This window comes from Chromobacterium sp. FG22 (assembly GCF_057809415.1).
The window spans coordinates 19378-39117 of sequence record NZ_JBMDJX010000017.1 but is presented as its reverse complement, the minus strand read 5'-3'; the positions used below and the strand labels follow the sequence as shown (position 1 = coordinate 39117).

13 protein-coding genes are annotated in these 19740 nt (G+C 65.2%); 8 read left to right on the top strand and 5 right to left on the bottom strand.

Going from position 1 to position 19740, the window contains the following annotated elements; translation table 11 throughout:
• Positions 1-78: 78 nt before the first annotated feature.
• From ACODSD_RS16515 to zigA, 5 genes are all read right to left on the bottom strand, one after another.
• Entirely contained in the window at positions 79-2067 is a 1989-nt protein-coding gene (locus ACODSD_RS16515; RefSeq protein ID WP_488877845.1) for an exotoxin A binding domain-containing protein, read from the bottom strand.
• A 711-nt stretch (positions 2068-2778) separates the two neighbouring features.
• Positions 2779-4116, bottom strand: coding sequence for a dihydroorotase (locus tag ACODSD_RS16510; RefSeq protein WP_488877844.1), 1338 nt, complete (start codon positions 4114-4116; stop codon positions 2779-2781).
• Positions 4117-4677 carry an LbetaH domain-containing protein gene (locus ACODSD_RS16505; RefSeq protein WP_166451759.1) on the bottom strand — a complete coding sequence of 187 codons (561 nt, stop codon included), beginning with the start codon at positions 4675-4677 and terminating at the stop codon, positions 4117-4119.
• Between the two features lie 151 nt (positions 4678-4828).
• Positions 4829-5713 (bottom strand): GTP cyclohydrolase FolE2, encoded by an 885-nt coding sequence (gene folE2, locus ACODSD_RS16500; RefSeq protein ID WP_488877843.1) that lies wholly within the window; start codon positions 5711-5713, stop codon positions 4829-4831.
• On the bottom strand, positions 5710-6951 hold the full coding sequence (gene zigA / locus ACODSD_RS16495; RefSeq protein ID WP_488877842.1) for a zinc metallochaperone GTPase ZigA: 1242 nt from the start codon (positions 6949-6951) through the stop codon (positions 5710-5712). Before zigA ends, folE2 begins: the two co-directional genes overlap by 4 nt.
• A gap of 310 nt (positions 6952-7261) precedes the next feature.
• On the opposite strand from zigA, the gene ACODSD_RS16490 reads away from it, so the two are divergent.
• From ACODSD_RS16490 to ACODSD_RS16455, 8 genes are all read left to right on the top strand, one after another.
• A complete protein-coding gene (locus ACODSD_RS16490; RefSeq protein WP_227107448.1) occupies positions 7262-10963 on the top strand; it encodes a nitrate reductase subunit alpha in 3702 nt (1233 codons plus the stop codon).
• On the top strand, positions 10960-12510 hold the full coding sequence (narH, locus tag ACODSD_RS16485; protein ID WP_107798999.1) for a nitrate reductase subunit beta: 1551 nt from the start codon (positions 10960-10962) through the stop codon (positions 12508-12510). The genes ACODSD_RS16490 and narH overlap by 4 nt, the downstream gene beginning before the upstream one ends.
• Positions 12511-12521: 11 nt before the next feature.
• A complete protein-coding gene (gene narJ / locus ACODSD_RS16480) occupies positions 12522-13163 on the top strand; it encodes a nitrate reductase molybdenum cofactor assembly chaperone (RefSeq protein ID WP_235089547.1) in 642 nt (213 codons plus the stop codon).
• Positions 13164-13185: 22 nt separating this feature from the next.
• Complete coding sequence (narI, locus tag ACODSD_RS16475) at positions 13186-13872, top strand: respiratory nitrate reductase subunit gamma (RefSeq protein WP_107799001.1); 687 nt, start codon at positions 13186-13188, stop codon at positions 13870-13872.
• Between the two features lie 204 nt (positions 13873-14076).
• A complete protein-coding gene (locus ACODSD_RS16470) occupies positions 14077-14403 on the top strand; it encodes a YMGG-like glycine zipper-containing protein (RefSeq protein ID WP_107799002.1) in 327 nt (108 codons plus the stop codon).
• A 143-nt stretch (positions 14404-14546) separates the two neighbouring features.
• Positions 14547-16526 carry a methyl-accepting chemotaxis protein gene (locus ACODSD_RS16465; protein WP_235089545.1) on the top strand — a complete coding sequence of 660 codons (1980 nt, stop codon included), beginning with the start codon at positions 14547-14549 and terminating at the stop codon, positions 16524-16526.
• Between the two features lie 237 nt (positions 16527-16763).
• Positions 16764-17738: a GTP 3',8-cyclase MoaA gene (gene moaA / locus ACODSD_RS16460; RefSeq protein WP_235089544.1), complete on the top strand. Its 975-nt coding sequence runs from the start codon at positions 16764-16766 to the stop codon at positions 17736-17738.
• A 10-nt stretch (positions 17739-17748) separates the two neighbouring features.
• Positions 17749-19683 (top strand): type IV pili methyl-accepting chemotaxis transducer N-terminal domain-containing protein, encoded by a 1935-nt coding sequence (locus ACODSD_RS16455; RefSeq protein ID WP_107799005.1) that lies wholly within the window; start codon positions 17749-17751, stop codon positions 19681-19683.
• Positions 19684-19740 lie beyond the last annotated feature (57 nt).

The following is a 19740-nucleotide window of genomic DNA, read 5'->3' as shown; positions in this document are numbered from 1 at the left end:
TAACGCTCCACGACGCGCAGCAGATCGTAAACAGGCCCTGAGAAAGCCGGAGGGCGCTTTCCCAGGGCCTGGTGGTGGTCAGCGCTTGGTGACGTAGTCAGGCAGGCCGCTGATCTTCTTCTCGTAGTCCGGCACATTGATGGGCCGCACGCTGTTGTTGCCCTGAATCATCGACGGAATCGCCACCGCGTGTTCCGCCAGATCCCAGCCCAGAATGGTTTCATCCGCTTCGCCGGGGTCTTGCGGCCCGGTGATCGACTCATAGCCCAAGAGGCTGTTCAAGGTGACGTTGCGGCCGAGTAAGCGGCTGATCTCCCTGAGCGCCGCGGCCTCGTCGCTGAGCGGCTGGCTGGTGCGGAACAGGCGGGAGAGGGCGGTTCTGGGCACGTAGACGCGCATCATGATGCCGGTGGCGCCGGAGTCGTTGTCCAGCGCGTAGCCGTAGGCGACGTTCGGATCGCCGGCGATATAGAGGCCGCGCCAGATCGGCTGCAGATCCTGGGAACGGCGGGTGATGCCGGCGGTGACGATGCTTGTGGCGGCGGCGCGGGAGCCGCCGTGATAGCCGGCGAAGACATAGCCCTGGTCCAGCAGCCGCTGGTGGGTGGCCAGCAGGCGCTCCTGGCTCCAGTTGCCGGTGGTGCCGTTGGCGAGGAATTCCACCGGCTCGCCCTGCGCGAAGAAGCTTGAGCCGGGGTGGTACTCGCGGTTGACGTGAGCGCCGTCGGCGTTGGCGGCGGCGCAAGGCTCGCTGTCGGCCGGGCAAGTCAGGGACAGCACGTCCGCTCTTTGCGCGTCGTCGGCGCTGGCGCCGGCGTGGTTGGCGCGATAGGCGTTCAAGCGCGCTTCCGCCTCGGCCAGGCCTTCGCGGGCCAGTTCCGGCGTTTCGCGCACCGCGGTGCCCAATTGCTCCAGCGCCTCCGGATCTTGCGCGCCGCTGACCGGGCGGGAATGGATCAAGTCATCGACCACCTGGCGGAAACGGTCGAAGGACAGCCGGGTGGCGATGTACAGCCCGACGATGTTTTCCACCCGGAAGCCGCAAGCGGACAGCTCTTCCCATCCTCTGGGCTGGCGGCTGCGGGCCAGGGATTCCAGCGGGATGCCGCAGACGCGGTGGGCGGACAGCGCGCCCAAGGCGTTTTCCTTGCTGAAGTGCACCCGGTGCTGGATGGGCGCTTTGGCCAGCGGTTTGAATTCGTTGATCTGCGGCTTGCCGGCCACCACCTGGTACAGCTTGCCTTCCCAGGTCTTGTTCAACTGGCAGCGGTTTTGGGTGACATAGTTGTAGATGGCGTCCAGCGGGTCCAGCCAGCACAGCAGGACGCCGCTATGCCATTCGCTCCAGCGCTTTTGCCGGTTGTGCTGCGTGGGCGCGGCGGTGTAGCCCACGCCCGGCCAAGACAGGATGATGTCGTTTCTTGGATTGGCGGAGCTGAACGCCAGCTTGGCCTTGTCCGGCCAGCGCGCCAGCGCGGCGTTGTCCAGGTCCACGCTGTACAGCGGCGAGTGATCGACGATCTTCTTATTGCTGTCCATGTCCATGATGAACAGCTTGATGCTGGTGGGCGCGTCTTTGCCGATGGGCACCACCCAATTCAGCGTGAACCATTCGGTGCGGCGCTTATGGGTGAATGTCTTGACCTTGCCGTCCGGGGCTGCCAGTTCAATGGTCAAAGTGCCCGGCGCGTGGCCGGTGCTTTGGCCGTCGTTGATCCGGACCTTGGCGAAGTCGTCGATCTTGATGGTGGCGCTATTATTGGCCGCGGCGATGAGACGGTCTTGCACGAACATCGAGTAATACAGCACGCTTTCGTCTGGCGACGGGGTGATTTGCAGCGGCAATGAGGTGCTGATGAATTTACCCGGTTCCGCCGGCGAGAGAATGCAGTTGTCCGCGCATTGCTTGAAAATTTCGAAGTCGGTTTTGATGACGGAACTGGCGGCCTGTTTGAAACTGGCGGTCTGTACCGATCCGGCGGAAAAGGGGCTGGCTTCGTCAGTTTCGCACGCGGACAATAAGGGCATCAGGCCCGCGGCAAGGGCAAGGCTTTTATACAATCGCATATGGCGCTCCTAAGTGATGGAATGAAGCGAGCGAGCCATTGTTGTGATCATTTTTGTAAATGATTGAATTTTATATTTACAGTATTCCGGTGTTTGTTTTTTGAGGTCAATGGTAAATAATTACAGTTCTATGTCATTGATTTTGATTGTTAAATTGTTTTTTAGGAAAGTATTAAATAAAGATGGTTTTATAAGAACTTTATCGTTGTTTCTATTGCCGTGACGGATTGGTATTTAAATGTGGGTGGCATTTTATTGGCCGTGGGTTTTTATTGAGGGGAGGGGGTGGAATGGCGATGCGGTTTCAATTAAACCGCCTTGGCTTGACGTATTTGGCCGTTTAGCCAACCCTTTTCGCCATGCTATCGCGCGGAATGGTCGGTATCGGCATAAGTGTTAATGGCGGGCGCTGGCGGGGAGCTCTCACGGGCTGCCGGTTCCGATATGCCGGTCTGTCAACCCTGTTAGGCGTCTGCCGCCTCCATTCTGCGTTGTCTTGAGGTATCCGCCTGGCTTGCCAACCGATTCTGTCAGCCGTCGTGTGGCTAGGATAGGGCCGTCGGCTTTCTCCGCGTGGGTATCGCTGCGCTCCACCCACCCTACCCAGGGGACGCTGCGCGAGGCGTTAGTCCGTAGGGTGGGTGGAGCCATCGGCGATACCCACCGGCAGCGGCTTCGGGAGCCCGCCGACAGCCGGTCTTGAACCGGCCCTCAGCGCACAAACCGCAGCGGCAGGCCCTGGCAGTCCGGCTGGATGCGGCCCTGGAACCAAGCCAATTGACCGGAAACGATGGTGGCGCTGACCGCGTGGCGGAAGGCCAGATGCGGGAAGGGGGTCCAGCCGCAATGAGCCAGCAGGGCGTCGCGGCAGACCGGGCGCGGCGCGGGCAGGCGTTCCACCAGCGTCAGATCGGCCCAATAGCCTTCGCGCAGATAGCCGCGTTCGGCGATGGCGAAGCGGGTGGCCACCGCGTGGCTGGTCTTGTCCACCAGTTGCGGCAGCGTCAGTTCGCCGTCGGCCACCAGTTCCAGCAGCGCCGGCAGCGCGTGCTGGACCAGCGGCAGGCCGGCCGGGGCCTGGGCGTAGGGCTGCTGTTTTTCCTCCCAGGCGTGCGGCGCGTGATCGGTGCCGATCAGGTCGATGCGGCCGTCGCGCAGCGCCTGGCGCAGCGCGTCGCGGTCGGCGCGGCTTTTGATCGCCGGATTGCATTTGATCAGGTGGCCCAGGCGGGCGTAGTCGCCGTCGTCCAGCAGCAGGTGGTGGACGCAGGCTTCGGCGGTGATGCGCTTGCCGGCGACGGGGCCGGGCCGGAACAGCTCCAGTTCGCGCGCGCTGCTCAGGTGCAGCACGTGCAGCTGGCTGCCGTGGCGTTGCGCCAGCTCCACCGCCAGCCGGGTGGATTGGTAGCAGGCTTCGGCGTCGCGGATCAGAGGGTGCTGGTCCGGCGGGATGTCGTCGCCGAAGCGCAGCCGCCAGGCGGCTTCGCGCTCGCGGATGCGCGGCGTGTGTTCGCAGTGGGTGAGGATGGGCAGCGGGCAAGCGGCGAACAGCCGTTCCAGCGCGGCCGGGTCGTCCAGCAGCAGGTCGCCGGTGCTGGCGCCCATGAACACTTTGACGCCGGCGGCGCGGTTGGGCGGCAGCGCGGCGATCAGCGCCAGATTGTGGCGGGTGGCGCCCAGGTGGAAGCCGTAATTGGCCACCGAGCCGGCGGCGGCGCGGCTTTCCTTGTCCGCCAGCGCGTCCAGGCAGGTGGTGGCCGGCCGGGTGTTGGGCATGTCCATGAAGCTGGTGACGCCGCCGGCCACCGCGGCGCGGGATTCGCTGGCGATGCTGCCCTTGTGCGGCGCGCCGGGTTCGCGGAAGTGGACTTGGTCGTCGATCATGCCGGGCAGCAGCCATTGGCCGGCGGCGTCGATGTCGATGTCGCCGGGGCGGCCGGGCAGGCTGGCATCGATGCGGCGGATGCGGCCGTTGCCGACGCGCAGGTCGGCTTCCCACTCGCGGCCGTCGCTGACCAGGCGGGCGTTGCGGATCAGGATGTCGCTCATTCAGAACTCGTTTTGCAGCGCTTTGTAGCCGCGTACCAGTTCGCTATTGGCGCGCAGCACGTCTTCGGAGAATTCGGCGGCGGACACGCTGGCCTTGGGCAGGCGTGCGGTGTCGCTGGCCGCGCCTATGCGTTCGGTGGAGGCCACGTAGCAGCCGGCCGGCAGTTCGCAGCCGTCCACCACCGCGTTGTGGCGCACCACGCAGCCGTCGCCGACGCGGCAGTTGAACAGCACGCTGTTGAAGCCGACGAAGACGCGTTCGCCCACGGCGCAGGGGCCGTGGATGATGGAGCGGTGGGCGATGGAGGTGTGCGCGCCGATGGCGACGGCGGCGCCGGCCTTGGAGTGGATGACCACGCCGTCCTGGATATTGGAGTGGGGGCCGATGACGATGGCTTCCATCTCGCCGTTGGCGTCCACTTCGTCGGCGCGGATCACCGCGTAGGGGCCGATGAAGACATGGTCGTGGACGATGATCTTGCCGCAGAGGATGGCGGTCTTGTCGACGTAGGCGGATTCGGCGATCACCGGCAGGTGGCCGGAGGGGTTTTTGCGTATCAAGCGCTGCTCCCTGAGAGAGTGTTCACGATCTGCTGCGCTGCGGCGATACGGCGTTGAGAACATCTTCGAAATGCTCAGGTACCGAATGTACATTCCGCTTTTTCAGCTGTTCTCGCCTTGTCTCGCTCTTGCTCGCGAGATCGTGGATAGCTTATGAGAGTTGGCTGGCCGCCACCGCGTCGTGCGGGTGCAGGCTTTCCTGGTGGCGGACGTCGACCCGGCTCAGGCCGTGGCCGGCCAGCGCCGCTTGCAGCCGGCGCGCGGCGTCTTCCACATACATCAGATTGGCGCCGTTGAGGGCGGCGAAAGCTTGTTCGTCGGCGCGCTTGACCGCGGTTTGCACCGGGGTGGCCAGCGCTTGTTCGGCCAGGTCTATGCGCATCGCCAGCTCCCAGCCGGCGGCGTCGGCGGGGATGTCGAAGCGCAGCCGCGCCTGGCTGCGCTGGCTGTGCGGGGTGGCCAGGGTGGCGTGTTCCAGCAGCCAGTCGTAGACCGCGTCCGGCGTGGCCGCGCGCTCCTGTTGGCGGAAGGCGTCGGCGATCAGCCGCCGCGCCAGCGCGGCGGAGCAGGGGCAGGTGGAGGAGTAGGCGATTTCCACTTCGGCCCACAGTCGGCAGCCGTCGCCATCGAGTTCGGCGCCCAGCGCGGCCGGGTAGGCCTTCCAGCCGGACAGGCCCGGCGTGGCCAGCGCCGGGCGCTGGCACAGCAGTTCGAAGCGGAATTCCGCGCGGGCGGCGTCGCTGCCGCAGTCGGCGTGGCTGTCCGCCATAGCCCGCAGCAGCCGACTTAGGGCGTCCGGGCTCAGCGGCGCGGCGTCGGCGTGGGGCTGCAGCAGCCGGTAGAGCCGGGACATGTGGATGCCCTTGATCGCCGGCCGGGGCAGGTTGACTTGCACGCTGGCGCGGGCGGCGACGCAGCCGTGGGCGGCGTCCGCCAGCCGCAGCGGCAGCGCGATGCCGTCCATGCCCACCCAGTTCAAGGGCAGCAGCGCGGCGGCGGCGCCGCTGCGCGCGATATCGGGCAGTGGGGCGTTCATGCAGCGTCCTCGGCAAGGGTTTCCAGCGGCGGGAAGGGGTCCGGCAGCAGCGCCCAGGCGGCCGGACCGGCGGCCATTTCGGCCTCGTCCAGCAGGCAGGCGTCCAATTGACGGCGCAGTTCGGCTTCGTTCATGGCGATGCCGATCAACACCAGTTCCTGGCGCGCGTCGCCGATGCCGTCCCGCCAGTGGCTTTCGATCTGGCGCAGGCTGTCTTCGTCCTGCGGCCAGTGTTCGCGCGGGGTGGCGGCCCACCACTGGCCGGCCAGTTCGTGGCGGCACACCGCGCCGGCCTGAGACCACAGCTGGGCGTGGGCCGGGCGGCTGGCCAGCCAGAAATAACCCTTGGAGCGTAGCACGCCCGGCCATTCCCGCTGCGCCAGTTCAAAGAAGCGCTGCGGATGGAAGGGGCGGCGCGCGCGGTAGACGAAGCTGGCGATGCCGTATTCCTCGGTTTCCGGCGTGTGCTCGCCGCGCAGCTCGCTGAGCCAGCCGGGGGCGTCGGCGGCGGCGTCGAAGTCGAACAGGCCGGTGTTGAGCACCGCGTCCAGCGGCACCTGGCCGAAGCGGGCTTCGACGATGCGGGCGCGCGGGTTGAGCTGGCGCAGGATGCCGGCCAGCCGTTCCTTGTCCGCGGCGTCGATCAGATCGGTCTTGTTGAGCACGATCACGTCGCAGAACTCCACTTGTTCGATCAACAGGTCCGCCACCGTGCGCTCGTCGGCCTCGCCCAGGGATTCGCCGCGTTGCCGCAGTTGATCGCGCGAGGCGTAGTCGCGCAGGAAGTGACAGGCGTCCACCACGGTGACCATGGTATCCAGCCGCGCGGAGTCGGCCAGGCTGCGGCCCTGCTCGTCGGCGAAGGTGAAGGTTTCCGCCACCGGCAGCGGCTCGGCGATGCCGGTGGATTCGATCACCAGCTGATCGAAGCGGCCTTCGTCCGCCAGCCGCGACACTTCCAGCAGCAGGTCTTCGCGCAGGGTGCAGCAGATGCAGCCATTGCTCATCTCCACCAGCTTTTCCTCGGTGCGCGACAGCGCGGCGCCGCCTTCGCGCACCAGGGCGGCGTCGATATTGACCTCGCTCATATCGTTGACGATCACCGCCACGCGGCGGCCCTCGCGATTGTTGAGGATGTGGTTGAGCAAGGTGGTCTTGCCGGCGCCGAGGAAGCCGGACAGCACGGTGACCGGCAGTCTGGCGTCTAGCGCGGCGGAGGAGGAGGGCGTGGGCGTCATGGCATGGGGTCCGATTAAGTGAGGGCGATGCGGGTGGCGAAGGCCTTTGGCTGTTCGCAGTTTTTGTTATGTTATAACATTTTATTTTTCGGCGGCAAGGGTCGAATATCGCCACTAGTTCTTTCTGGCTAGTCCGTCTCGCCAAAGTACTAACCGTGACTAGTGCCAATGCGCCGCCACGCGCCAACCTTCGGCGAATGTCGGCGCTTGCCGCCGCGTTCTAAGCTTGCAATCAAGTGAAAAGGTCCGTTTCCCCCGGTGGCTGGAGCCGCCGGCCCGTGCGGCGCGGACCCCGATATTTGGAGGCAAGATGAGTCACTTTCTCGACCGTTTGAATTTCCTGGGCAAGACCCGCTCCACCTTTGCCAATGGTCACGGCGCCGTCGTCAACGAGGATCGCGGTTGGGAAAACGCCTACCGCCAGCGCTGGCAGCACGACAAGGTGGTGCGTTCCACCCACGGCGTGAACTGCACCGGCTCCTGTAGCTGGAAGGTGTATGTGAAGAACGGCCTGATCACCTGGGAAACCCAGCAGACCGATTACCCGCGCACCCGGCCGGACCTGCCCAATCACGAACCGCGCGGCTGTCCGCGCGGCGCGTCCTATAGCTGGTACGTCTACTCCGCCCAGCGCGTCAAATACCCGATGATCCGCGGCCGGCTGGCCAAATTGTGGCGCGAGGCGCGCCAGACCCTGAGCCCGGTGGAGGCCTGGGAAAAGATCAGCCAGACGCCGGAACTGGCCAAGCAGTACAAGTCCAAGCGCGGCCAGGGCGGTTTCGTGCGCGCCAGCTGGGACGAGGCCAATGAGATCGTGGCCGCCGCCAACGCCTTTACCATCAAGCGATACGGTCCGGACCGCGTGGTGGGCTTCTCGCCGATTCCGGCGATGTCCATGGTGTCCTACGCCGCCGGCAGCCGCTACCTCAGCCTGATCGGCGGGGTGCCGCTGTCCTTCTACGACTGGTATTGCGATTTGCCGCCGGCCAGCCCGCAGACCTGGGGCGAGCAGACCGACGTGGCCGAATCCGCGGACTGGTACAACTCCACCTATCTGATGGTGTGGGGCTCCAATGTGCCGATGACCCGCACCCCGGACGCCCACTTCTATACCGAGGTGCGTTACAAGGGCACCAAGACGGTGGCGGTGTCCAGCGACTTTGGCGAAATGGCCAAGTTCGGCGACATCTGGATGGCGCCCAAGCAGGGCACCGACGCCGCGATGGCAATGGCGATGGGCCATGTGATCTTCAAGGAATTCCACCTCGATAATCCGTCCGGCTACTTCACCGACTACATCCGCCGCTATACCGACATGCCGATGCTGGTGGCGCTGAAGCAAGACGGCGAGCGCTACATTCCGGACTACTTCCTGCGCGCCTCCCATCTGGAAGGCGGCTTGGGCGAAGACAACAACCCGGACTGGAAAACCCTGCTGATCGACGAAGCCAGCGGCGACATCGTCGCGCCCAACGGCTCCATCGGCTTCCGTTGGGGCCAGGCCGAGGGCAAGGCCGGCAAGTGGAACCTGGAGCAGAAGGACGGCGGCAACGGCCGCGAGGTGTCCGCCAAGCTGTCGCTGATCAAAGAAAGCGACGCGGTGGTGGGCGTGGGCTTCCCTTACTTCGGCGCCGAGCACGATGAACTGCTGACCCGCAATGTGCCGGCCAAGCGCATCCGTCTGGCCGACGGCAGCGAAACCCTGGTGGCCACGGTGTTCGACCTGATGGCGGCCAACTACGGCATAGACCGCGGCCTGGGCGGCGGCAACGTCGCCGTCGACTACATGGACGACGTGCCCTACACCCCGGCCTGGCAGCAGAAGCACACCGGCGTGAAGCCGGAACTGGTGATCCAGGTGGCGCGCGAGTTCGCGCAGAACGCCGATCAGACCCAGGGCAAATCCATGGTCATCGTCGGCGCGGCGCTGAACCATTGGTACCACATGGACATGACCTACCGCGGCATCATCAATATGTTGATGCTCTGCGGCTGTATCGGCCAGTCCGGCGGCGGCTGGTGCCATTATGTGGGCCAGGAAAAACTGCGTCCGCAAACCGGCTGGGCGCCGCTGGCCTTCGCCGGTGACTGGAACCGCCCGGCGCGGCAGATGAACGGCACCAGCTTCTTCTACGCCCACACCAGCCAGTGGCGGCATGAAAAACTGGGCGTAGGCGAAATCCTGGCGCCCACCGCCGACGGCCGCATGGCCGGCATGGCGCTGATCGATTACAACGCCAAGGCCGAGCGCATGGGCTGGCTGCCGTCCGCGCCGCAGCTGTCCGCCAACCCGCTGGAGGTGACCCGCGCCGCGGCCGCCGCCGGCCAGGACGCCGCCGCCTACGTGGTGGACGGCCTCAAGTCCGGCAAGCTGGACCTGGCCTGCAACGACCCGGACAACCCGCAGAACTTCCCGCGCAATATGTTCGTGTGGCGTTCCAACATCCTGGGCAGCTCCGGCAAGGGCCACGAATACTTCCTCAAATACCTGCTGGGCACCCAGAACGCGGTGCTGAATTCGGAAGACGACTGCATCAAGCCGACCGAAATCACCGTGCGCCCGGCGGCGGAAGGCAAGCTGGACCTGCTGGTGGTGCTGGACTTCCGCATGTCCACCACCTGCTTGTACGGCGATATCGTGCTGCCCACCGCCACCTGGTACGAGAAGGACGACCTCAACACCTCGGACATGCACCCCTTCATCCACCCTCTGTCCGAAGCGGTGCAGCCCTTGTGGCAGTCCCGCACCGACTGGGAGATCTACAAGGGCTTCGCCAAGAAACTGTCCGAGCTGGGCAAGGACTATCTGGGCGTGCAAAAGGACTTGGTGCTGACCCCGCTGATGCACGACACCCCGGAAGAACTGGGCCAGCCCTTCGATCCCAAGGACTGGAAAAAAGGCGAGTGCGAGCCGGTGCCGGGCAAGACCATGCCCAAGATGACGGTGGTGGAGCGCGACTACGGCGCGATCTACGACAAGTTCACCACCATCGGCCCCTTGCTGGAAAAAGCCGGCAACGGCGGCAAGGGCATCAACTGGAAAACCGGCCATGAGGTGGACATCCTGCGCGGCCTGAACCAGGTGGCGAGCCAGGGCGCCGGCAAGGGCCAGCCCAAGCTGGAAACCGCGATCGACGCCGCCGAGATGATTCTGACCCTGGCGCCGGAAACCAACGGCCACGTGGCGGTGAAGGCCTGGGACGCGCTGTCCAAGATCACCGGCCGCGACCACACCCATCTGGCCAAGCCGCGCGAGCACGACAGCATCCGCTTCCGCGACGTGCAGGCGCAGCCGCGCAAGATCATTTCCTCGCCCACCTGGTCCGGCCTGGAAAGCGAAGAAGTCAGCTACAACGCCGGCTACACCAATGTGCACGAGCTGATTCCCTGGCGCACCATCACCGGCCGCCAGCAGTTCTACCAGGATCACCAGTGGATGCGCGCCTTCGGCGAAGGCCTGTGCGTGTACAAGCCGGCGGTGGATCTGAAAACCACCCAGGCGGTGCTGGGCAAGCACGGCAACGGCAATCACGAATTGGTGCTGAACTTCCTGACCCCGCACCAGAAGTGGGGCATCCACAGCACCTATTCCGACAATCTGCGCATGCTGACGCTGAGCCGCGGCGGCCCGAACGTGTGGCTGTCCGAGGACGACGCCAAGAAGGCCGGCATCGTGGACAACGACTGGATCGAGGTGTTCAACGCCAACGGCACGCTGACCGCCCGCGCCGTGGTGTCGCAGCGGGTGCCGCAGGGCATGACGATGATGTACCACGCTCAGGAGAAGATCGTGAACGTGCCGGGCGCGGAAGTGTCCGGCAAGCGCGGCGGCATCCACAACTCGGTGACCCGCACGGTGACCAAGCCCACCCACATGATAGGCGGCTACGCGCAGCTGTCCTGGGGCTTCAACTACTACGGCACCGTGGGCGCCAACCGCGACGAATTCGTGGTGGTGCGCAAGATGAACTCAGTGGACTGGATGGATAGTCCGGCAGGAGAGCAACAATGAAAATCCGCGCTCAAATCGGCATGGTGTTGAATCTGGACAAGTGCATCGGCTGCCACACTTGTTCGGTCACCTGCAAAAACGTCTGGACCAGCCGCGACGGCGTCGAATACGCCTGGTTCAACAATGTGGAAACCAAGCCCGGCATCGGTTATCCCAAGGAATGGGAAAACCAGGAGAAGTGGAAGGGCGGCTGGGTGCGCAAGCCCAATGGCAAGCTGGAGCCGCGCCAGGGCGGCCGGCTGAAAATCCTGGGCAATATCTTCGCCAACCCCAATATGCCGGCGATAGACGATTACTACGAGCCGTTCACCTACGACTACGAACATCTGCAGAACGCGCCGGAGATGAAGACGCCGCCCACCGCGCGGCCGGTGTCGGTGCTGACCGGCAAGAAGATGAACAAGATCGAATGGGGCCCGAACTGGGAGGACGATTTGGGCGGCGAATTCTCCAAGCGCAGCAAGGACGCCCTGTTTGAGGGCATCCAGAAGGAAATGTACTCGGCTTTCGAGAACACCTTCATGATGTATCTGCCGCGCCTGTGCGAACACTGCCTGAACCCGGCCTGCGTCGCCTCCTGTCCGTCCGGCTCCATCTATAAGCGCGAAGACGACGGCATCGTGCTGATCGATCAGGACAAATGCCGCGGCTGGCGCATGTGCGTGTCCGGCTGCCCGTACAAGAAGATTTATTACAACTGGACCTCCGGCAAGGCCGAGAAGTGCACCTTCTGCTACCCGCGCATCGAGGGCGGCCAGCCGACGGTGTGCTCGGAAACCTGCGTCGGCCGCATCCGCTACCTGGGCGTGCTCTTGTACGACGCCGACAAGATAGACGAAGCCGCCGCGGTGGAAGACCCGAAGAGCCTGTACGAGGCGCAGCTGGGCGTGTTCCTGGACCCGAACGCGCCGGAAGTGATCGCCGAGGCGCAGAAGCAGGGCATTCCGCAAAGCTGGATCGACGCCGCGCAGCGCTCCCCGGTCTACAAGATGGCGATGGAGTGGAAAGTGGCTTTCCCGCTGCACCCGGAATACCGGACCCTGCCCATGGTGTGGTACATCCCGCCGCTGTCTCCCATCCAGTCCGCGATGGAAAACGGCCTGATCGGCGAGAACGGCATCATCCCGGACGTCAAGGATCTGCGCATCCCCATCCAGTACCTGGCCAATCTGCTGACCGCCGGCAAGGAAGAGCCGGTGGTGAAGGCGCTGGAAACCATGGTGGCGATGCGGCGCTATATGCGCAAGAAGAGCGTGGAGAAGGTGTCGGACCCCGCCACCCTCAAGGGCACGCATCTGAACCCGGCCCAGGTGGAGGAGATGTATCAGGTGATGGCCATCGCCAATTACGAAGACCGCTTCGTGATTCCGTCCAGCCACAAGGAGCTGGTGGAAAACACCTTCGAGGACAAGGCGTCCTGCGGCTTCACCTTCGGCAACGGCTGCTCCGGCGGCGAGTCCGAGGCCAGCTTGTTCGGCAAGAAGAAGGCCACCCCCATCGTGTTCCACGACATGCGGCGCGACCGCAAGTCCAATTCCGGTCAGTGAAGGAGAACGCCATGCGCATCTATCAGGCCTTATCGGCGCTGCTGTGCTACCCGGAGCCGGATCTGATCGCGGCGGCGGACGACATCCGCGCCGAGGTGGCGGCCGAGCCGCGCATCGCCCGGCTACTGGAGCCCTTGCTGCTGTCCTTGGAGGGCGAGGATCTGATCACGCTGCAAGAACGCTATGTGCAGACCTTCGATCGCAACCCCAGCCATTCGCTGCATCTGTTCGAGCATATCCACGGCGAGGACCGCGCCCGCGGCCAGGCCATGGTGGATCTGCTGGCCGAATACCAGGCCCAGGGCCTGGAGCCGGCGGCGAACGAGCTGCCGGACTATCTGCCGCTGTTCCTGGAGTTCCTGGCGCAGTGCCAGCCGGAGGAGGCCGCCCGGCTGCTCTCCGACGCGGTGCATGTGATCGCCCACGTGGCCGGCAAGCTGGCCGACAGCCATTCCCACTACGCCGGCGTGCTGCAGGGGCTGGTGCTGCTGTCGCCGGTGGAGCCGGAAGCGCTGACCGTGCCGCCGGTACGCGACATGGACGAGATGCTGGAGACCTTCGGCCCCGGCGCGGACGGCGTGGAGCCGCTGCTGAAGCCGGCGCGGCCGGCCATCGCTCCGGTGAACTTTTACCCGCAGCGGCCGCAGGGCTGAATCCCGCTGCCAGGAGAGCAACATGAACTATCTGCACCAATTCGTATTCGGCATCTACCCCTACATCGCGCTGGCGGTGTTCCTGCTGGGCAGCCTGATCCGCTTCGACCGCGAGCAATACAGCTGGAAGAGCGAATCCTCGCAACTGCTGTACCGCGGCCAGCTGCGGCTGGGCAACATCCTGTTCCACCTCGGCATCATCGGCCTGTTCTTCGGCCATCTGGTGGGCCTGTTGACGCCGGTGGCGGTATGGGACGCGCTGGGCGTCAGCCACAGCTTCAAGCAAGTGTTCGCGATGACGGCCGGCGGCATCATGGGCGGCCTGTGCCTGATCGGCATCCTGATCTTGCTGCACCGCCGCTTCACTTGCGACCGGCTGGCGGCCAACACCACCTGGCGCGACAAGCTGGTGTTGCTGTGGATTCTGGCCACCTTGCTGCTGGGCCTCAGCACCATCGCGGTGTCGGCGCAGCATCTGGACGGCCACGAGATGGTGTTGCTGATGAGCTGGGCCCAGCACATCGTCACCCTGCGCGGCGATGCGGCCATCTTCATCGTCGGCGCCTCGCCGGTGTTCAAGGCGCACTTGTTCATGGGCATGAGCTTGTTCGTGATCTTCCCGTTCACCCGTCTGGTGCACGTGTGGAGCGGCTTCGGCGCGGTGACCTATCTGGGCCGGGCCTGGCAGCTGGTGCGGCCGCGGGGTTGATCCGGCGGGTTTGCCAAGATTCAGCATGAGGTCGCGGCGGGGCATCTTTGGATGCTCCGCCGTTTTTCATGCCGTCCGGCTACATATAAATTCGATAAGTTGTGAAGCGATAACAAGAGAGAACAATTCCTAACAATTCGAAACAGCCGGCTGTCAACCAAACGGTTAAGCTGCCTCATCCGTTTAAATTCAGGAGTTAGCCGCATGAAACGCGCACTTGTCATCTTATCGCTGAGCCTGGCCGGTTTGGCCTCCACCGCCCTGGCGGACACCTCCACCATCGTTGGCGGCGCGCTGGGCGGCGCGGCCGGCGCGGCAGTGGGCGAGGCGGTGGGCGGCCGCAACGGCGCCATCATCGGCGGCGCGGTGGGCGGCGCTTCCGGCGCGGCCATCGGCCACGACTACGGCAAGCCGGCGGCGTCGGAACGCCGCGACGACGACGGCCGCCGCTATCGCAAGCACCGCCATCGCCATCATCGCGACAAAGGCTATTTCTGCCCGCCGGGCCAGGCCAAGAAAGGCCGTTGCTGAGCCGCCGCGGCTGTCCAGCCGGCCATTGGCATTAAACCCATTGCAGTATTCAGCATGAGCCGGGCTTGATCTATATTGATGGATGTTGGTTTCCATTGTCATGGAAAATCAAGAGAAACAGTCGATAGAGATCGGAGCCCGCCATGCTGTCCAGGCTATCCCTCGCCAGCAAGCTGCTATTGCTGCTGCTGCCATTTTCCGCCGCCCTGATCGGCCTCGCCTCGGTGCTGGCCGTCGATCGCTTCCAGACCCTGTCGGAACTGCAACGCTCGGATCGCCTGATCCAGGTGGCGGCGCGTTCCAGCCAGTTGATCCACGATTTGCAGACCGAACGCGGCCTGAGCAACGGCTTCCTCAGCGGCCAGGCCGCCGGCTTGCCGCCGCCCTTGCAGCAGGCGCGCGCGGTCAGCGACAAGGACCTGGCCGCCTTCCGCGACGAGGCGGCCAATCACGCCGCCAGCAGCCTGGCCGGCGATCTGTCCGCCCTGAGCAGTCAGCTGGACGGTCTGCCCCAGCTGCGCGACAGCGTGGAAAAACGCGCGACGCCGGCGGCCGAGGCCTTCGCCGCCTATTCCGGCCGCATCGACGCCCTGATCGGCCTGATCGCCAAGCTGGCGCAGGCCAATAGCGACGGCGATCTGCTACGCAGCACCGCGGCCTTGCTCAGCCTGCAATGCGAGAAGGAGTTCGCCGGCCGCGAGCGCGGCTACGTCAACGGCGTGCTCAACGGCGGCGTGTTCGATCAAAAAGGCTTTGCCCAGGCGGTGGGCCTCAAGGCCAAGCAGGACGCCTGCGCCGGACAGCTGCGGCTGATGGCGGACGATACGCTGCGCGCCCAGATGGACGCGGTGGAAGGCGGCGACGAGGCCAAGGCCTTGCAGGCGCTGCGCGACAAACTCTTGGGCCAGGCCCTGGGCCAGCCGGCAGGCGTGGCGCCGGCGGCGTGGTTTCAGGCGGCGACCCAGCGCATCGGCGCGCTGAAAACGCTGCAGGACAAGCTGCTGTCCGATCTGGCCGGCCTGGTGGCGGCCAAGGTGTCCCAGGCCCGCGTCGACCTGTGGGTGACGCTGGGCGGCTCCGCCCTGGTGATTCTGGCCCTGGGCGGCCTGGGTTTCGCCATCTATCGCGGCATCCATGTGCCGGTGCAGCGGCTGGAACTGCTGATGACCTCGATGAGCCGGGATTTTGACCTGAGGCCGCGCGCCGACATCCGCGGTCACGATGAAATCGCGCGCATGGGCAAGGCTTTCGACCACTTGGTGGAGGCCTTCGCCCGCACCCTGAACCAAGTCAATCACAACGCCCACAGCCTGGTGGAGGCGGCGCACGCGATGCTGGCGATTTCCCATCGCGCCGCCAAGGCTTCTGAAACCCAGAGCCAGTCGGCGGCCGGCATCGCCGCGGCGGTGGAGGAGATGAGCGCGGGCATCGAGTCGGTCAGCGCCAACACCCGGCTGTCGCTGAACGTGGCGCAGCAGATGCAGAGCAGCGTCAGCGACGGCCGCGAACGCATGCGGAGCACCACGCAGGCGATGAATCAGACCTCGACGGTGCTGGACGACGCCGGCGGCCGGATAGAATCCTTGCAGCAGAAGTCCGAAGACATCCGCTCCATCATCACCGCCATCCGCGAGATCGCCGACCAGACCAATCTCTTGGCCTTGAACGCGGCGATCGAGGCGGCGCGCGCCGGCGAGATGGGCCGCGGCTTCGCCGTGGTGGCGGACGAGGTGCGCAAACTGGCCGAGCGCACCGGCAAGGAGACGCTGGACATCACATCGCTGATCGAGGATATCCGCGGCGAGACTCAGACCGCCGCCCACCACATGCAGGAGGCGCGCCAGCGCATGGAGTCCGGCCTGGAGCTGGTGGGGCAGACCGTGCACGACCTGGATGAAATCCACCAGGAAGCCAGCGAAGCCGCGGCCAAGAGCCAGGGCACCGCGGTGGCGATGGCGCAGCAGACCGCGGCTAGCGGCGAGGTGGCCAACAATATCAGTGTGATCGCCTCGCTGGCGGAGGAGAATTCCGGCTTGGTGCAGGAGGTGGCGGATTTGTCCGACCGCCTCAATGCCTCGGCCAGCGAGCTGGTGGATCTGGTGGACAAGTTCAAACACGCCTGAGCGCCGATTTACCACGGGGTCGCTCCTGATCGCCGGACGCGCCTGTTCCCTTCATCCTGCGCTCGCATTTCGCCGGCCGGCCCCTAGTCACAAGTGACTAGGGGCCGGCGTGCTTTGGTTGGACTGCGAATTGTTGGGCTAGCTAGTAAAATGGAATCAGGAAATATCAGATTGGCGGCGACAGCCGGGCCACTTGGTTGCGACTAAGCGGTATCATTGGCTGCCATGGAGGAACTCATGCTTACCGACCGCTTCGGGCGCTCCATCGAATACCTGCGTCTGTCCGTGACCGACCGTTGCGACTTGCGTTGCAATTACTGCCTGCCCAAAGGCTTCAAAGGCTTCGAAGAGCCGGCCAACTGGCTGACCTTCGACGAGATAGAACGCGTGGTGGCGGCTTTCGCGCGCCTGGGCACGCGGCGGCTGCGGCTGACCGGCGGCGAACCGCTGCTGCGCCGCAATCTGCCGGAGCTGGCGGCGCGCCTGTCCGCGCTGCCCGGCCTCAACGACCTGTCGCTGACCAGCAACGCCACTCAGCTGGCGCGCCACGCCCAGGCGCTGCGCGCCGCCGGAGTCAGCCGCGTCAACGTCAGCCTGGACTCGCTGCGCCGCGATTGCGTGCACGACATCACCGGCAGCGACAGCCTGCCGCGGGTGATGGAAGGGCTGATGGCGGCCAAGGAGGCCGGCTTTTCCCCGATCAAGATCAATATGGTGGCGATGAAGGACGTCAACGACGCCGACATCGGCGCCATGGTCGCCTTCTGTATCCAGCATGGCTTCGTGCTGCGGCTGATCGAAGCCATGCCCATGGGCGACACCGGCCGCGCCGCCAGTTACCTGGACTTGCAGCCGGTGCTGCGTCAGCTGCAAACCGAATTCGACCTGGTCGAACAGGCCGCCACCCTGGGGGGCGGCCCGGCCCGCTACTGGAAAACCCGGGACGGCGGTTTCTCGCTGGGCCTGATCACGCCCATTTCCCAACATTTCTGCGCCACCTGTAACCGGGTGCGGCTGTCCGTGGACGGCACGCTCTACATGTGTCTGGGCCAGGAAGAAAGCTTTGAGTTGCGCCCTCTGCTGCGCGCCGGCGTCAGCGACGCCGAACTGGAAGCGGCGATCCGCGCGGCGATAGAACTGAAACCGGAGCGACATGAATTCAGCGAGAAGCCGAAAAAGCTGGTGCGCTTCATGTCGATGACCGGTGGCTAGGGCGACGGCGATGCGGCTGAACGTGTCCCCGGTGCTGGGCGGCCCGCTGGGCCAGCGGCTCAGCGCCAAGATCGTCGGCGTGCTGGCGATTTTTCTCTTGGTGGCGCTGGGTTCCATCGGCGCCACGCTGTGGCTGTCCTGGCAGCAGGAGGGCGGCGCGGCGGCGATCAACGACGCCGGCAGCCTGCGCATGCGCGTCACCCGGCTGGCGCTGGATTTGCAGCTTAGCGGCCAGGACGGCGCGCGCGCCGACGCGCTGCGCCGCGACATGGTCAATTACGAAGCCATCTTGCAGCGGCTGCGCCGCGGCGACCCGGCGCGCCCGCTGCTGGTGCCGCGTCAGGCGGACATCCAGCAGGCGCTGACCCAGGTGGAAACGCAGTGGCGCGAGCAACTGAAACCGGTGTTGCAGGACGCGCTGACGCGGCCCGGCGACAACGCGGCGGAGGCCGCCCGTTTCGCCGAGCGCGTGGCGCTCTACGTGGCGGACATCAACACCTTCGTCAGCGGCATGGAGGCCTACAACGCGCGCAACACCGATTATCTGCGCCTGCTGCAGCTCTTGCTCGCCAGCATGGCGGTGGTGGGCACCGTCGCGCTGATTTATCTGATGCTGTTGATCGTGCTGCGGCCGCTGGACAAGCTGCACCAGGGCATACGCCGGCTGGCGGCTGGCGATTACAGCGTGCGGGTGCCGGTGGAGACCGACGACGAATTCGGCCAGGTCAGCACCGGCTTCAATCTGATGGCGGCCTGTCTGTCCGAATCCCACGCCACGCTGGAAGAGCGGGTGCGCGGCAAGACCGCCAGCCTGCAGCAGAAAAACCAGGAATTGGCGCTGTTGTACGAAATCACCTCCTTCTGCAATCAATCCCAGCCGCTGGAAGCGCTGTGCAAGGGCTTCCTCGCCCGGGTGATGCGCGCCTTCGACGCCGACGGCGGCGCGGTGCGCTTGACCGATCACGGCCAGGGCATGGTGTTCGTGGTGGCCGACGACGGCTTGCCGGAAGGGCTGCTGCGCGAAGAGCATTGCCTGAAAGTGGGCGACTGCCTGTGCGGCGAAGCCGCCGCCAAGGCCGAGAGCCGGGTGGAGAATATGCGCGGCCTGCCGGACAAGCAGTGCAGCCGCGAAGGCTTCCGCGTGGTCAGCGCCTTCCCGGTGGCGACGCAAAACCGCACCTTGGGCATTTTCAATCTGCATTTCCGACAGGCGCGCATCCTGCCGCCGCAGCAGGTGCGGCAACTGGAGATGCTGGGCCAGCACCTGGCGGTGGCGATAGAAAACCTGAGGCTGGCGGCCAAGGAGCGCGAACTGGCGGTGCTGGAGGAGCGCAATCTGGTGGCCCAGGGCCTGCACGACAGCATCGCCCAGGGCCTGTCCTTCCTGAATCTGCAAACCCAGATCATGCGCCAGGCGCTGGACAGCGGCGACCCGGGCCTGGTGGACGACACGCTGGCCTTGTTCGAGGCCGGGGTCAAGGAAAGCTACGACGATGTGCGCGAGCTGCTCAACAACTTCCGTTCCAAATTGTCGGAAAGCCTGAGCCAGGCGGTGAGCAGCCTGCTGGACAAATTCCGCAAGCAGACCGGGATGCGGGTGGAGCTGCGCTCCACCGGAGCCGGCGCGCCGCTGATGCCGGAACAGCAATTGCAGATCCTGTTCATCTTGCAGGAGGCGCTGTCCAATGTGCGCAAGCACGCCGAGGCCAGCCAGGTCACGGTCAGCCTCAGCGACGACGGCGAGGTCTTCGTGCTCAGCGTGCTGGACAACGGCGTCGGTTTCGATCTGGATACCGTGCGCAACAAGGGCGACGGCCATTTCGGCCTGTCCATCATGCAGGAGCGCGCGCAGCGCGCCGGCCTGCAACTGGACATCGAATCCACTCCGGAGGCGGGCACCCTGGTCAGCCTGCTGCTGCCGCGCGCGCGGCGCATGGCCGCTTGAGCCACTGGCGCGGCGGCTAGACAGCTCTCATACTGTCTATATCTGAATTCGAAAGAC